This is a genomic window from Pseudomonas sp. 10S4, assembly GCF_034344865.1.
Taxonomy (GTDB): Bacteria; Pseudomonadota; Gammaproteobacteria; order Pseudomonadales; family Pseudomonadaceae; genus Aquipseudomonas.
The window spans coordinates 4,449,036-4,463,321 of the sequence record NZ_CP133774.1; the positions used below are offsets into that span (position 1 = coordinate 4,449,036).

11 protein-coding genes and 2 pseudogenes are annotated in these 14,286 nt (G+C 60.0%); 1 reads left to right on the forward strand and 12 read right to left on the reverse strand.

Translation table 11 applies throughout. The features are described 5' to 3' along the window. Window positions 1–8: 8 nt before the first annotated feature. The 10 genes and pseudogenes from RHM58_RS20895 to RHM58_RS20940 all read right to left on the reverse strand — a co-directional run bounded on the left by RHM58_RS20895 (window position 9) and on the right by RHM58_RS20940 (window position 11,027). Complete coding sequence (locus tag RHM58_RS20895) at window positions 9–1,145, reverse strand: glycosyltransferase (protein ID WP_201202432.1); 1,137 nt, start codon at window positions 1,143–1,145, stop codon at window positions 9–11. After that, window positions 1,138–2,107: pseudogene (locus RHM58_RS20900) on the reverse strand (glycosyltransferase). The gene RHM58_RS20895 and the pseudogene RHM58_RS20900 overlap by 8 nt, the downstream one beginning before the upstream one ends. Further along, entirely contained in the window at window positions 2,104–3,474 is a 1,371-nt protein-coding gene (locus tag RHM58_RS20905) for an O-antigen ligase family protein (protein WP_201256131.1), read from the reverse strand. Before RHM58_RS20905 ends, RHM58_RS20900 begins: the two are co-directional and overlap by 4 nt. Then, a complete protein-coding gene (locus tag RHM58_RS20910; RefSeq protein ID WP_322268050.1) occupies window positions 3,471–4,565 on the reverse strand; it encodes a glycosyltransferase family 4 protein in 1,095 nt (364 codons plus the stop codon). The genes RHM58_RS20905 and RHM58_RS20910 overlap by 4 nt, the downstream gene beginning before the upstream one ends. Then, window positions 4,562–6,154, reverse strand: a complete 1,593-nt coding sequence (locus RHM58_RS20915; protein ID WP_201202438.1) for a GumC family protein — start codon at window positions 6,152–6,154, stop codon at window positions 4,562–4,564. The genes RHM58_RS20910 and RHM58_RS20915 overlap by 4 nt, the downstream gene beginning before the upstream one ends. A gap of 17 nt (window positions 6,155–6,171) precedes the next feature. Next, a complete protein-coding gene (locus tag RHM58_RS20920) occupies window positions 6,172–7,197 on the reverse strand; it encodes a polysaccharide biosynthesis/export family protein (RefSeq protein ID WP_201202439.1) in 1,026 nt (341 codons plus the stop codon). 22 nt (window positions 7,198–7,219) lie between these two features. Next, complete coding sequence (locus RHM58_RS20925; protein ID WP_201202440.1) at window positions 7,220–7,867, reverse strand: CpsD/CapB family tyrosine-protein kinase; 648 nt, start codon at window positions 7,865–7,867, stop codon at window positions 7,220–7,222. Then, window positions 7,868–8,614, reverse strand: coding sequence for a sugar transferase (locus RHM58_RS20930; protein ID WP_322268051.1), 747 nt, complete (start codon window positions 8,612–8,614; stop codon window positions 7,868–7,870). 17 nt (window positions 8,615–8,631) lie between these two features. Further along, a complete protein-coding gene (locus tag RHM58_RS20935) occupies window positions 8,632–9,678 on the reverse strand; it encodes an NAD-dependent epimerase (RefSeq protein ID WP_201202442.1) in 1,047 nt (348 codons plus the stop codon). Next, on the reverse strand, window positions 9,675–11,027 hold the full coding sequence (locus tag RHM58_RS20940; RefSeq protein ID WP_322268052.1) for a UDP-glucose dehydrogenase family protein: 1,353 nt from the start codon (window positions 11,025–11,027) through the stop codon (window positions 9,675–9,677). Before RHM58_RS20940 ends, RHM58_RS20935 begins: the two co-directional genes overlap by 4 nt. 389 nt (window positions 11,028–11,416) lie before the next feature. Between RHM58_RS20940 and RHM58_RS20945 the strand changes: the two are divergent. Continuing rightward, window positions 11,417–13,113, forward strand: a pseudogene (locus RHM58_RS20945) (sulfatase-like hydrolase/transferase). A gap of 118 nt (window positions 13,114–13,231) precedes the next feature. Here RHM58_RS20945 and RHM58_RS34075 read toward each other — a convergent pair. Next, the gene (locus RHM58_RS34075) at window positions 13,232–13,534 is read right to left on the reverse strand and encodes a YncE family protein (RefSeq protein ID WP_416195266.1); all 303 of its coding nucleotides are present in this window, start codon (window positions 13,532–13,534) and stop codon (window positions 13,232–13,234) included. Further along, the gene (locus RHM58_RS20955) at window positions 13,435–14,172 is read right to left on the reverse strand and encodes a hypothetical protein (RefSeq protein ID WP_322268054.1); all 738 of its coding nucleotides are present in this window, start codon (window positions 14,170–14,172) and stop codon (window positions 13,435–13,437) included. The genes RHM58_RS34075 and RHM58_RS20955 overlap by 100 nt, the downstream gene beginning before the upstream one ends. Window positions 14,173–14,286: the final 114 nt, after the last annotated feature.

The following is a 14,286-nucleotide window of genomic DNA, read 5'->3' on the forward strand; positions in this document are numbered from 1 at the left end:
CGCTCCTTTCATCGATTTTGCTCGGGGTTCCACTGGCTATACCGATGGCCACGCAGGAACTGCCACAGACCGATACTCATCCCGGCAAGCGTCACCAAAAGGAATGCGGCGAGGCGAAAGGGTTTGGGTAACCGGTGTCGCACGTCCAGCAGACCGGCGATGGCCACTGCATAACCGAGCAGTTGCGCCACCAGGAACACTTGATAGAAAAAGTGCTCGTCCCACAGCCAGAAGTTGCTCAGCAACAACGGCACCAGCAGGACTGGCGCCAGCCGCCGGATCAGCTTGTGACTGATCAGCGCAATCGCATACAGACCATGCTTCAGCGGGTTGAGCAGTTCCCGACGCTGAGCGAGGCTTTGCAAGCCGCCGACGGTGACCCGCTGACGCCGACGAAATTGCTTGTCGGCTTCGTCCACGCCGTGGTCGATCACCTGGGCTTCGGGCACATAGATGATGCGTTTGAACGCCACCGGCGCGCAGGTGCTGATGAAGAAGTCATCGTTGACCTCCGCTGGCACGTTCTGGAACAACTCGCGGCGCAAGGCAAGCAGCGCGCCGTCGGCGGACACCATGCAACCGGTGCGGTTCTCCGCCCAGCGCAGCCAGCCTTCGTAGTGTCGATAGAGGCTGTCACCAACGCTCAGGCCATCACCGGTGACCGGGATCACCATGTGCCCGGCGCAGCCACCGACGTCGGGGTCTGCCAGCGGCGCCAGCAAGTGACCAAGCGTCTCGCGGGACCATTGGTTGTCGGCATCGGTGAACACCAGAATGTCGCCGGTGCTCAACGCTACGCCGGCGTTCAGGGTCGCCGCTTTGCCCTGGCGGGGCAGGTCGAGCACGCTGATGCGCGGGTCGATGACCTTGTGCGCGCAGGCCACGGTGTCATCGGACGAGCCGTCGCTGACCAGAATGATTTCGAGCCTGGCAGGCTGATAATCCTGGGCGAGCAGGGTGCGCAGCTTGTGTTCGATGTGCCGTGCTTCGTTGTGCGCTGCGATCACAATGCTGATGTTCAGCGGCGGCGCAGGGTCATGCCGGCGAGGCGCAAACATCGGCGCCAGCAGTGTCAGTAGCAACGGGTAACCGAGGTAGGCGTAGACGGGCAGCAACAGGCATAACCAGAAAATGAATTCAGCCACGGGCGGGCCTCCTGGCATTCCAATGACAAAGGCTGAGGATAAACGCGGCGCCTGCCAGGTGCAGACGCACCCAGTGCAGGCCCCAGAGTTGCAGGGTCAGAAGCAGATCGCGGTGTTTCAGGCTCTGGCGCAGGCTCAGGGCCAGCCCCGGCAGGGAAGTCACCAGCACCATAAACGCCGCATGGTGCGGGAAGCCATTGAGCAGCGCGGAGATCGCCAGGAAGTCGAGCAACCAGACGATGATCGACAGCATCGGAAACCGCAGCAAGCGAAAGCTCAACCCATGGGTACGGAGCAATTGCAGGTGGCTGCCCTGGCGCCACATCTCCTTGCCCATCCACTCGCGCCAACTGCTTTCGTAACCCCAATGCAGGGCGACGCTTTCGTTGACCGCCAACAAGCGCGCGCCGGCTGCACCCAAACGCATGGTGAAGTCTTTGTCTTCACCGGGTGCGCAGGGTTTCGTCGAAGCCCCCGACCCGGTCAAACCAGGTGCGGCGCATCAGCAGGTTAGAGGTGGGCAGCCATTGCACCGGGTGCAGGATGTTGCTGCGCGGGCGCAGCGTGCGGCGCTGCCAGGCATCGGCATACCAAGGGGCTTCGGCCGGTGTGTGCAGGTCCAGGCCAAATACTTCGCCTTGGGCCCCTGACTCGAGTTTGCACAGCAGGGTCAGCCAGTCTTCAGGCATCTCGACATCGGCATCGATGAAGGCCAGCCATTCCCCGGTGGCGATGGCCGTACCGTAATTGCGCAGCGCACCGATCAGCACACCGGGCAGCACCAATACCTGCGCACCAAACTGCCGGGCAATCTGCGGGCCCTCATCACGGGAACCGTTATCGACCACAATCAGCTCGCACTCCAGGTTTGCGACATCGGCGGCCTTTTGTGCGGCGAGCAAGGTCCGGCCGATGTGCCGGGCTTCGTTGAACATTGGAATAACGATGCTGATTTTACTCATACCTTGGCCTCCACCAGGGGTGCTTCTTCAGCCTTCAGGCGCAGCACGCTGGTCAGGGCGAGCATGATCCACACGTACTTTTGGCTCGGCGCGCTGAGAAACATCAAAAACAATGTCAGCGACAGAAAGCTCATGCCCAGGTGGGTCATCAGGTCGGTCTGTTCCCAGTTGCGGCGCAGCATCCAGGCGCGGCGGGCGCGGATCAGGTTGTACAAGCCGAGGGCGAGCATGCCGACGAACAACAGGCCGGCGGGAATGCCCAGTTCGCTGAAGACTTCCATGTAAGTGTTGTGCGCCCGGCGATACAAGTCGCCGACCTTGCGGTTGGCGGAAAATGCCTTGGCGTAACCGGTGGTGGCGTAGTGCAGCGGGAAGGTGCCGGGGCCGGAACCCAGCAGCGGGTTCTCGCGGATCATCTGGCTGCCGACCACGATGTACGACGCTCGCCGGCCGAGGGATTCATCGTCGTGCCCCTTGGCCCCGGCGCTGAGCACGCTTAACGACTGGATGCGGGCGATGTAACCCGCCGGCATCGCATAGATTGCCAGCGGGATCACAATCGCCATGCCGAGCATGGCAAATCCCAAATGCCGTGGTCGGATGCGCGGCAACTGCGCGCGATAGTGCCAGACCCCGATGACCAGGCTGAGCATCAACACCACCAGCCCGGAGCGGGATTCGGTCTTGGTCATGCCGCCCAGCAGCAGCAGGCAGCAACCGCCCCAGAACAACCGGTGCAACAGGTTCGGGCTGCGGATCACCAACAGCAGGCCCAAGGGGATGGCGAAGGCGATGAGCAGGGCAAAGGCGTTCGGGTCTTCGAGCAGGCCGGCGGCGCGGCCCTGGTCCTGATACTTGGTGGAAAACATCGCCAGTACACAGGTCAGGCTGACGCTCAGGGTCACCAGTTTGGCGAACAGGTCCAGGTTCAAGTCGCGACCGATCAGCAGGGTAATCACAAACAGAATCAGGCCGACGCTCAGCTCCCTCAGATGCCCGAACGACATGCCCAGGTCATCGCTGTTCATCAGGCTCAGCATGTAGAGGATCATGAACCAGATCAGGTAGCGCCAGATGTTGCTGCGCAGGCGTTCCGACGGCAGTTGATGAATCGCCAGTTGCAGCATCAGGATCAGCGCCAGCGAGGCGCCGACGAATTTGGTCCCTGACAGCGCACTGTCCTTGAAAAAACCTTCGAACGGCACCAGCGCGACGATCCCGAGCAAACCCCAGGTCGGCTTGCGATAGAGCACCGCGACACCCACCAGGCCAAGCACCGCGCCCGGCGCCAGATACGGATAGGGGCTGGCCAGCAAACCGAGGCAGACCAGGCCGAGCAAACTGACGATCGAGAGCGGAAAGATCACGAGCGTGCCTCCCGTGCAGTGCGGATATAAAGCTGCGACCAGCGTTCGGCCAAGGCCTTGAGGTCGTAGCGATCCAGTTGCGTGCGTTTTGCGTTGTTGCTCAACTCGCGGGCCAGCGCCGGTTCCGTCAGCAAGGTGCCGATCTGCCGGGCGAGGGCGGCGCTGTCGGTCGGCGCGGCGAGCAAGCCGTTGTGCCGGTCTTCCAGCACATCGGGTATTCCGCCGACGCCGAACGCCACCACCGGCACCCCGGCCTGCATCGCTTCAAGCAAAATCATCGGCGTGCCTTCGGTGCGTGAGCTGATCACCAGCGCATCGAGTTGTCGCCACCACGGCCCCATGTCGGTCTGGTAGCCGGGCAGGGTGATGCGTTCTTGCAAACCGGCGGTGTTGATCCGTGCCAGCAGGGTTTCCCGTTCCGGGCCGTCGCCAAGCATCACGGCGTCGAGTTGCGGGTGTTGCTGACACAGCGGAATCAATGCATCGAGAAACAGATCCGGGCCTTTTTCACTGCTCATCCGCCCGACGTAACCGGCCAGCCACCGTGGGTGGTCGACGCTGTGCGGCAGCAGATCGTTGGCCGCCGGCAGGCCGTTGGGGATCACTTGCAGTTTTTCCGCCCGGACACTGGCCTGACGGCACAGTGTGGCGATGCTTTCGGCGACGCAGACCACTCGGTTCACCGAGGCGGTGCGGCACAGTTGCAGGCTGACCCAGGTGTAAAACTTCTGCTTGCGACTGCGTGGCGTAAAACCGTGCTGGGTAATCACCAGCGGCAGACGCAACAGCGTCGCGCCGACCCAGCCAAACAACAGACCTTTGAAATTGTGCGTATTGATCAACGGTTGTTCCGCCCGCCGCTGGCGCAAATGCGCCAGCAACGCCCCCAGCCCCGAGCAGCCGCGACAATCCACCCCGGCCTCGCGAAACCGTGCAATCAGTGCGGGCGGCGCATCGAGAAACAGCACTTGGTGCTGCCCCGGCGTCGCCAGGCAATGGTCGAGCAGCATCCGCTCAGCCCCATAGAAGCCGCCGCTGCTGAGCAAATGAATGATCGGCAGGGCGCTGGAAGGGTTGAGCGGCGCGTTCAATTGCGCACCCAATGCACGAAGCTTGGTACGGTCCAGTTTTTGTGCGGGTTGGTCGGCAGGATGTTTTGATCGTTGATCACCAACAGTACTGGCAGGCCCAGTTCATGGGTGATTTGCGCAGGGTGTTTGAAGCGATGATCGAAGAACTCACGCACGTAGACCAGGGCAATCGCCAGCAACAGACCGGTGAACAAGCCGAACGGGATGATCAGGAACGGCTTGGGAAACGCCGGGTCAGTCGGCTCATATGGCGGGCTGAGTACCCGGGCGTTGGACAGGTCGTTGTCCAGCGAACGGGAGGTGCTGCTTTCGGCAAAGCGTTGGGCATACGTGGAGAACGCCGCGTGCAAGGCGTCGATCTCGGTGTCCATCTGCCGCAGCTTGCTCTGGGTTTCCTGTAACTGGTGGATGCGGTTCTTGAACTCGGCAATGCGCGCGGTTTTCTGATCGATCACCGAGCTGACAATCGCCAGGTCGTTGGTCCGTTCCTGAATCCGGTTGCTGACGATTTTCAGGAACTGCTGGCGGGTGCGCGAGATTTGCTCACGGGTCAGCAGCATCGGTTCACTGCCTGGCTGGAACACCGCCAGATCGTTCATGTAGCGGCTGACCTGAGTGGTCAGTTGCTCACCCAATTGCTTGATCTCCCGGTCTTCAAACGCCACGTTGTCGACGGTGGTGGTGAAGGTGTAGGGGAAGGTGTAGTCGTTGAGCTTGGACGCGTTGGCGGCCGCCAGGCTGGTTTTCAGGTAGTCGAGCCAGCGTTCGCTTTGCAGCCGACGGTCCTGGAACAGATTGAGCGCTTGTTCTTCGGTGTTGATGGCGTTGAGGCGGAAGGTGATCTCTTCCTTGGGATCGGACGAGCCGATGCCTTCAAGCAACGTCAGCCGAGTGCCTTCCAGACCATCGAGACGCACCTGGTACTGCTTCTTCTTGGTTTCATAGAAGCTTTGCGGCAAGTCGATGGATTGCAATTCCTGACGGCTGACCAGGTAGTTTTGCAGCAACGTCGCGACAAACTCGGTGCCCTGATGCGGATCGCCAAAGCTGTAGATGATGGAGATCACGTTGGAGCCCGGCAGGGTTTCGACCTTGAGTTTGTCCATGGCCTCTTGGGTCAGCGCATCCAGGATGGTGTCGCGCACCGGATCGGTCTCCATGCCCAGCGCGGACTTGACCGGGTTGATCACGTATTCGCGCAGCGGGGTGGTGACAAAGCGTTTGAACGGCTGGCTCACCAGTTTGTAGAACACACCAGGGCTGGGTGTGTACTCGCCTTTATCCCGGAGTTCGCTGATGGTCTGACGAATCAGCGCCGGCGAACGCAGGATATTGCTCTCGGTTTCCATATCCGCCAGTGACGGCGGAATGAAACTGGCATTTTCCTGATTCAGGGAGGTCGTCGCGTCGCCCTGAGAGAGTTTCTTGGACTGCACGATCACCTGGGCGGTGATATCGAAGCTTTGTTTGAGCACCAATGGCAAGACCAGGGCGATCACGGCAAAGACCAGGAACACGCGTTTCACCAACTGCTTGTTGGCGAAGAAGATCCTGAAGAACTCATGCAAGTAGTTTTCTTTTGGATTCATGGCCGAGTACCTGGGCGTTAGTTGGTGGTGCTGCCTTTGTTATCGAGGCGGTAGCTGAAGCTCATGCCCACGCCTTGAAACAACACGACGTCTGCCAGTTGCCGGGCCAGTTCACCGGCGCTAGCCAGTTTGGTCTTGGGCACGTAAAGCATGTCGTCCGGTTGCAGGTAGGCGATTTGCGAAGCATCGCCGGCCAGGGCTTTTTCGACGTCATAGTGCACCGCCTGAACGTGGTTGCCGGTGCGGCGCATGATTACCACCGAATCGAGCCGCGCCTTGATGCTGGTACCACGGGCCAGGGTCAGCGCTTCAAGCACCGAGACGGGGCGGCGAATCGGGTAGGAACCCGGCTGGCCGACTTCGCCCAGTACATAGATTTCGTTGCCTGCGGTGGACTTGAGCATTACGTCGACGCTCATCCGTCCCGGCAGGGTCGCGTAGCGTTTGTTGAGGAAGGTTTCCAGTTGGTTGATGGTCATGCCTTGCAGCGGCACCGCGCCAATTTCCGGGAAACTCGCATAGCCATCGGTGCCCACGGTGATCTCGCGGCTCATGCCGGTGGCCGGGTGGTTCATGGCGCTCTTGAGGTTTTGCTCGTTGGTCAGCGGGCTGATGATTTGCACCGTCAGCTGATTGCGGTTGGGCTGGAACAGCTGTTTGCGCTGATAGGCACGCTGGATTTCGTCGCGGGCCTGGTCACTGGTCAACCCGACGATTTTCACCGACGTGTTGGCACCCGGCAGGTTGATGGTGCCGTCAGGCAGCACCAGTTGATTGCCGTTGAGCTGGCTGGCCGCGGTGAAGTTCAGGCCGATCTGGTCACCGGACTGCACGCGGTAGGCTTCAGAGCCGCTGGTGCTGATATGGAAGATCACGTCCAGCACATCCTGAGGCCGCAAGGTCTGTTCGACCCTGGGCATGTCGGTGGCTTGGGCGTTGCCCGGCGTGGCCGTGAGGATCTGCACCGGCATGGTTTGGGTTTCGGTATTGCTGGAGCAACCTGCAAGTGGCAGCAACAGCAGGAGAAGCAATTTGGCGTTCATGGCGTCATCCTTTTCTGGTTGCTTACAGGTTTTTGTAGAGCCATTTAGGCATGTAGTACTTGCGGCGGTTGAACACGCTGCCGACCAGTTTTGCGCCGGCCTGGGTCAGGCGCTGGACGGCGGCCTGGGCCACTTCCCAGCGGGTATCTTCCGAGCGTACGACGATGATCACGCCGTCCACCTGGGTGCTGATGACTAGGGTGTCCGCGGCCGAATACACCGCGTCGCCGTCGACCACCACAAAGCGATAACGGCTGCCGAGTTGGTCGAGCAACGGGCGCAGGCATTCGGCGGTCAGGCGTTCGTTGCCGCGGATGTGCCGGCCGTTGGGCAGCACATGGAAGGGCAGGCTGGAGACCTGCACCACACAATCCTGCAGCAGCGGCGGGTTGTCGGCGTTGAACAGCAGGTCGCGAAAACCGCGTTCTTTTTGCAAGTTGAGCTGAGTCGTAAGGTTGGTTGCCGACTGGCTGGCGTCGACCAGCAGCACTAGGCCGCTGCTCATCTGCGCCAGTTGGCTGGCCAGCGCCAGGGCGCTGGTGGTCGTGCCTGCGCCGGGGTTGGCAGCGGTCAGGAATAGGATCCGCAGATCTTGATCGAGCACGGTCGAGGTCAGGTTGGACTCGCTCGGGTTCGCGATGGTCAGGCTTTTGGTGGATGAACCGTCCATTTAACTCGCTCCGTGGCCGCTGAATACTTTGAAGGGGGTTTTCAACAGGATCTTCAGATCAAGCAACAGGCTCTGCTCGGCGATATAGCTGAGGTCCAACTCAACGCGCTGGTCGAAGTCGATATTGCTGCGCCCGGAGATCTGCCACAGGCCGGTCATGCCGGGGTAGATGCTCAGGCGTGCAAGGTGGTTGTCCTTGTAGCGATACGCGCTGAACGAGGTCGGCCGAGGGCCCACCAGGCGCATGTCACCGGTAAACACATTGATCAGGTTAGGCAGCTCGTCGAGGCTGCTGCGCCGCAAGAACCCACCGATCCGGGTGACGCGCGGATCTTTGTCGATCTTGAAATCGATGGCGTCGGCACCGTGCTTGTTCAGGTGACGCAGGGACTCCTTGAGCTCCTCGGCGTTGGCCACCATGGTGCGAAACTTGTACATGCCGAACGAGCGGCCGCGATAGCCGGTGCGTTTCTGCACGAACATGACCGGGCCAGGGCTGCTGAACTTGATCGCCAGGGCCAGACCGAGCAGCAGCGGCGAAATCAACACCAGGATCATCAGTGCACCGAAGCAGGCGACGACCCGATTGGTGCGCGACAACGTCCAGGGCCGGCCACCGTCACGACCGGTCATCCAGCCGCAACCTTGCATGTGAATAGCGGCGTCCATGCGGATTCGGTGCTCAGGGTCCAGGCGCTTGTCACGGCGCAGTTGCGGAAGGGGCACACCTTTTTCATGTCCAGTCATAGATCCTCCGCTGAAATTCAGCCCTGTAGCTCAGCCGCAAGCGGCATGTGGGCGTGCAGTGGGTAGTAATCGCGGAACCAGGCGATGAAGCGGCCAAGGCCTTCGTCAAGTTCGACGCGTGGATGGAAACCGGTGTCGTCTTCCAGCTCATGGACATCGGCGCAGGTGTTGAGCACATCGCCCGGTTGCAGGGGCAGCAGCTCGACATTGGCTTTGCGGCCCAGGTGCTTTTCCATCAGGGCCAGATAGTCCTTGAGTTCAACCGGGTGTTCGCCACCGATGTTGTAGATCCGCCAGGGCGCCATGCTGCTGGATGCGTCCGGGGATTCGCGGTTCCAGTCGGGGCTCGTGTGCGGTGGGTGCTCGATCAGCCTTGCGATGCTTTCAATGATGTCGTCGATGTAGGTGAAGTCGCGCTGGTGCTGGCCGTAGTTGAACAGCTTCAACGGGCTGCCCTCGACAATCGCCTTGGCAAAACGGATTGGCGACATGTCCGGCCGGCCCCAAGGCCCGTAGACCGTGAAGAACCGCAGGCCGGTGCTGGGAATGCCGAACAGGTGGCTGTAACTGTGGGCCATCAGCTCATTGGCTTTTTTGGTGGCCGCGTACAACGACAGCGGGTGATTGACGCCGTCATGGGTCGAGTAGGGCGTGTGTTGATTGGCGCCATACACCGAACTGGACGAGGCGTAGATCAGGTGCTTCACCGGATGGTGCCGGCAGCTTTCGAGAATATTCAGGAAACCGCCGAGGTTGCTGTCCAGATACGCCTTTGGGTTATCCAGCGAGTAGCGCACTCCGGCTTGGGCGGCCAGGTGAATCACCACTTCCGGTTGCTCACGGGCAAACAATGCATCAATGGCCGAAGCATCGGCCAGGTCAATTCTGGCGAGGTGGAAACTGCCGACTTGCTCCTGTACCCACCGCACGCGATCGTGCTTGAGTTGCGGGTCGTAGTAGTCGTTGAAGTTGTCCAGCCCGCAAACCCGGTGCCCGTCGCGCAACAACCGCAACACACAATGGGCACCAATAAAACCTGCTGCTCCCGTCACCAGAATCTTCATGGGTGCAGCACCTCGGGAACGATGTGCCGAATCCCGATGCCGCTGTAGTGCAATCCGGCGGCTGCCACCTGTTCAGGGTTGTAGAGGTTGCGACCGTCGATGATGACCTTGGAGCGCAATTTGCTCACCAGCAAGTCGAAGTCCACTACACGGAAATTCTTCCATTCGGTGCAGATCACCAGCGCATCGGCGTCTTCCAGGGTGTCGTCGCGGGTGGCGCACAGGTGCAGGTCGCTGCGGTAGCCGTAGATGCGTCGGCATTCGGACATGGCTTCCGGGTCGTAGGCCTGAACACTCGCGCCCTCTGCCCACAGCGCATCCATCAGATACCGGCTAGGCGCTTCGCGCATGTCATCGGTGTTGGGCTTGAAGGCCAGGCCCCAGACGGCGATGGATTTGCCGGCCAGTCCCTGGGGGAATTGCGCTTTCAGTTTGCTGAACAGAATGTGCCGCTGGGTATCGTTGACCTCGGTGACGCTGCGCAGCAGGCGTAGCGGCATGCCGTTGTGTTCGGCGGTGTGCAGCAGGGCGCGCAGGTCCTTGGGGAAGCACGAACCGCCGAAGCCGCAGCCGGGGTAGATGAAGTGGTAACCGATGCGTGGGTCCGAGCCGATGCCTTTGCGCACCGCTTCGATGTCGGCGCCCAGCAGTTCGGTGAGGTTGGCCAGTTCGTTCATGAAACTGATGCGGGTGGCGAGCATCGCGTTGGCCGCGTACTTGGTCAGTTCGGCGCTGCGGTTGTCCATGAACATGAGCTTTTCATGGTTGCGGCAAAAGGGTGCGTAGAGTTCGGTCAACTGGGCGCGGGCTTCGTCGTCATTGGTGCCGACGATGATCCGGTCCGGGCGCATGCAGTCGGCCAGGGCGCTGCCTTCCTTGAGAAACTCCGGGTTGGACACCACCCGTACGCTCAGGGCGCCTTTGCCCCGGCGTTGCAGTTCTTCACGGGCGGTGGCGGCGACCTTGTCCGCCGTGCCCACCGGCACGGTGGACTTGATGATCAGGGTGCGATCGGCCTCCATGAAGCAGGCGATCTGCCGGGCCACATTCAACACATGGCTGAGGTCGGCGGAACCGTCTTCATCGGCCGGTGTACCGACCGCGATGAAGATCAACTCGGCATGTTCCACCGCATCGCTGGCCTGGGTGGTGAACAGTAATCGGCCAGCCTTGATGTTTTCTTCCAGCGTGCTGGACAGTCCTGGTTCGCTGATCGGCGGGACTGCTTGTTGCAGCTGCTTGATCTTGTTCGGATCAATATCGACGCACAAGACGCGATGTCCGACATCGGCCAGTGCCGCTGCTTGTATCAGGCCGACATAGCCCGTACCAAATACGCTCACGTCCATATTGGCGTGCCTCGTAAGACGGTGGAGAAATCTGAAATGAGACTGTCAAAAGGGGTATAGCCCAGCCTAGGCAAACCATGTCAGCAAAATGACATGTTGCTTTGCTATAACACCCCCATTTTTGGGGGCGATTGGCCATCAAGTGCTTGCTGTTACTGGATTTGCCGCGGTTTTGACGCGTTTTTCACATTTGGAAGAAAGCGATAAACGGTCGAGAGCCCTTAATTACAAGGGCTGTAGCGCCTTGAGTGTGTCAGATTTGAGTCAACAATTTTTTGACGCTTTGGTGAAAAGTCCGGCATTTCTTGCGGTTTGATGGCTCGGTGCTAGTGTCAAAAAATGGCCGACAAACTATTGGCCAAAAGCCCTCGGCGAGCACCGGAAAGACAATGATTCGATATCTCAAAGAGCTGCTGTTAGTTCTCTATTTACTCAAGAATTACGACTATTACCTGGAACGCCTGGGCGCCATGGGTATTGGCGTTGCGGTATTGCTGTTCGGGGCGATGTTTATCGTGCTGACGGTGGCGTTGTTCATGACCGCTTACATCCGCCAAACGCTCATTAGACATCTATTCGCTTTAACGCTGTTTGTGTCGGCGGTGTTCTTTGACGTCTATACGCGGGTGACCGCCGATTACCTGACTTACAGCAGCTTTGTGTCACTGGTTTATTCCGGCGGTTTCATTCAGGAAGCGGCGTACCAGTATCGTGCTCCGCTGATCAGTGGCCTGGTCAGTGGGTTGCTGCTGCTGTTTGGCATCGGGCTCAAGCCGCGTCGGCGATTGCCGTTGCCGGGTGCGCTGTTGGTGGCGGCGCCAGTGCTGGGCGTATTGCTGCTTAGCGCGGTGCTGTTCGTGCGGGCCGGCGAGGGCGCCCGCGGTCTGCCGATCATGTACACGCCGCTGGCCTACCTGAACCTGTTTGCCTATGAAGCGCTGCACAACAGCGTCGGCCCGCGTGAGCCGGTGAAACTGGCGCGGGTTGATCAACCGGTGAATCACGACATCGTACTGATCATCGACGAGAGCATTTCCGGCAACTACCTGGACATCAACGCGCCGTTTGGCGTGCACAGCAATCTCAAGGAGGCTCATCCGGGCGTCGACATCTTCAATTATGGCTACGCCGCCTCCATCGCCAATTGCAGCGCCGACACCAACGTGACCCTGCGTTACGGCGGCACCCGCGCCGACTACGTGCGCATCAACACCACGTTGCCGTCGATCTGGCAGTACGCCAAGAAAGCCGGGTTGCGCACGGTCTACATCGACGCCCAGCGCACTGGCGGCAACCTGCAGAACCTGATGAACGACACCGAGAAAAAGGACATCGACGAGTTTGTGCAGTTCGACCAGACCAGCGTGCGCGACCGCGACATGGCGGCGGCCGCCAAGCTGATCGAACTGCTCAACGATGACACGCCGGAGCTGGTGGTGATCAATAAGGTCGGCGCTCATTTCCCGGTGCACGACAAATACCCGGACGCCTTCATGACCTACCGGCCGACTTTGCCCCGTGGGCAGTTTGTCGAAGTGGCGGACACGGGCAAGCGGGATGGTTTCAACGGTCAGCCCGATGACTGGGTGCTCTACCGCAACGCCTACAAGAACACCTTGCTGTGGAATGTCGGGGAGTTTTTTCACGGGTGTTCGCCCAGGCGGATTTGAGCCATGCGCTGCTGATCTACACATCGGACCATGGGCAGGATCTGCATGAACGCGGCAATCCGGGACTCAACACACACTGCGGCGGTGACCCGGTGGAGGAGGAAGGGCTGGTGCCATTGGTGGTGATTCAGGGCAGTAGTTTGAAGACGCTGGACTGGTCGGCGCAACTGGCCGGTAACAAGGATCGCTCCAGTCACTACAACATCTTCCCGACGCTGTTGCAGTTGATGGGGTATGACCTAGCGGGGGTGGAGGCGGTGTATGGCAAGCCGTTGAGTGTGCCGACTGCGGATGACTTCACTTTTAACTATCGGTTCAATGCGCGGTTGGGGGCCAAGCCTGCGTGGAAGCATATTGATTTGAAGACGGTCGTTACGCCGGGTGAGCCGGCAACGAGCGTGGTGGTGGGGCAGTAGGTTTTGTATTGCCTGGCCTCATCGCGAGCAGGCTCGCTCCCACATTGGATCTGTGGCGTTCACAATTCCCCTGTGGGAGCGAGCCTCGCGAAGAAAGGTAACGCGCTGGTCAAGCCGTTCAACCCAACGCAATCACCCAAACCGCATTCCCGGATGAGTCGCAGAGATACAGGCGCTTGCCGTCGGCACTGAACACCGGGCTCTGCGGATACTGACCGGCATGAAAACGGCTGACGACCTGCCAGGAGTCGGTGTCGATAAGCGAAATGCTTCTTTCCCCGGTACTGCAACAGCATGCCATGCCACCGTCCGGGCTCAGGATTAAACCATGGGGCAGTGCCGGGGCCGGCAACAGATCCACCACGTCGTAATTCGACAGATCAATCTTCGCGATGATGCCTTCGGTTGTGCGGTAGGGCACATACCCGTAGCCCCCGTGCGGTCGAGGGCAAATTCTTCGAATGGATCGGGCAACGAGAGGACAGTGGTGATATTGCCGGTTTCTGTATTCATCACCTTCAGTTCATGGTGAAGATAGTCGCAAACGAACAAGCGAGCGTCATGACCCAGAACGGAGGCGCTGATAAAAGGCCCGGTGTCGATACGATCGAGCAGTCTGTCGGTGACGGTATCGATCACACAGATCTGGCCGTGGCTGCGGCTGTTGGCGTTGATGTAAACACGCTCACCCTCGGCATCGACGGCTATCGCATAACCCTCACTGGCAGGGATTTCGCCAACTATCTTGCGTGTCGGAATATCCACGACCACCACCAGCGGTTTGCCCAGCCCGGTCACATAGGCCCGAGTGCCCGTGCGATCAAGGGCGACGGCCAGCGGTTGAATCGGCAGCGCAATGACGGCGCTCACGCGAATGGCCGCGGTGTCGATCAGCGACAGCGTGCTGTCCTGGGTGTTGCAGACGCAGGCTACTGAATCCTGAACGGCCAGTGCCAGGCTGTTCGGCTCATGACCGACCTCAATCACACCGATGACTATCGGCTTGTTCAAGAGCTTGCCAGCGGTTTGCGCTTCGGGACTGTATATCGCGGTTTTCATATTTGAGCACCTGTCCAGCCCAACGCCGGGCGTAGTGCGTTTTCCAACTTCGCAATCAAACGCTCCTTGTGACTTCATTAGATACCCGCGTCTTATTGACCGCTACTGTAAGAA

Excerpts from the sequence above, each read along its gene's own strand:
- RHM58_RS20915 (WP_201202438.1), bottom strand. The coding sequence starts at position 6,154 with ATGAATCCAAAAGAAAACTACTTGCATGAGTTCTTCAGGATCTTCTTC.
- RHM58_RS20920 (WP_201202439.1), bottom strand. The coding sequence starts at position 7,197 with ATGAACGCCAAATTGCTTCTCCTGCTGTTGCTGCCACTTGCAGGTTGC.
- RHM58_RS20925 (WP_201202440.1), bottom strand. The coding sequence starts at position 7,867 with ATGGACGGTTCATCCACCAAAAGCCTGACCATCGCGAACCCGAGCGAG.
- RHM58_RS20930 (WP_322268051.1), bottom strand. The coding sequence starts at position 8,614 with ATGACTGGACATGAAAAAGGTGTGCCCCTTCCGCAACTGCGCCGTGAC.
- RHM58_RS20935 (WP_201202442.1), bottom strand. The coding sequence starts at position 9,678 with ATGAAGATTCTGGTGACGGGAGCAGCAGGTTTTATTGGTGCCCATTGT.
- RHM58_RS20940 (WP_322268052.1), bottom strand. The coding sequence starts at position 11,027 with ATGGACGTGAGCGTATTTGGTACGGGCTATGTCGGCCTGATACAAGCA.
- RHM58_RS20955 (WP_322268054.1), bottom strand. The coding sequence starts at position 14,172 with ATGAAAACCGCGATATACAGTCCCGAAGCGCAAACCGCTGGCAAGCTC.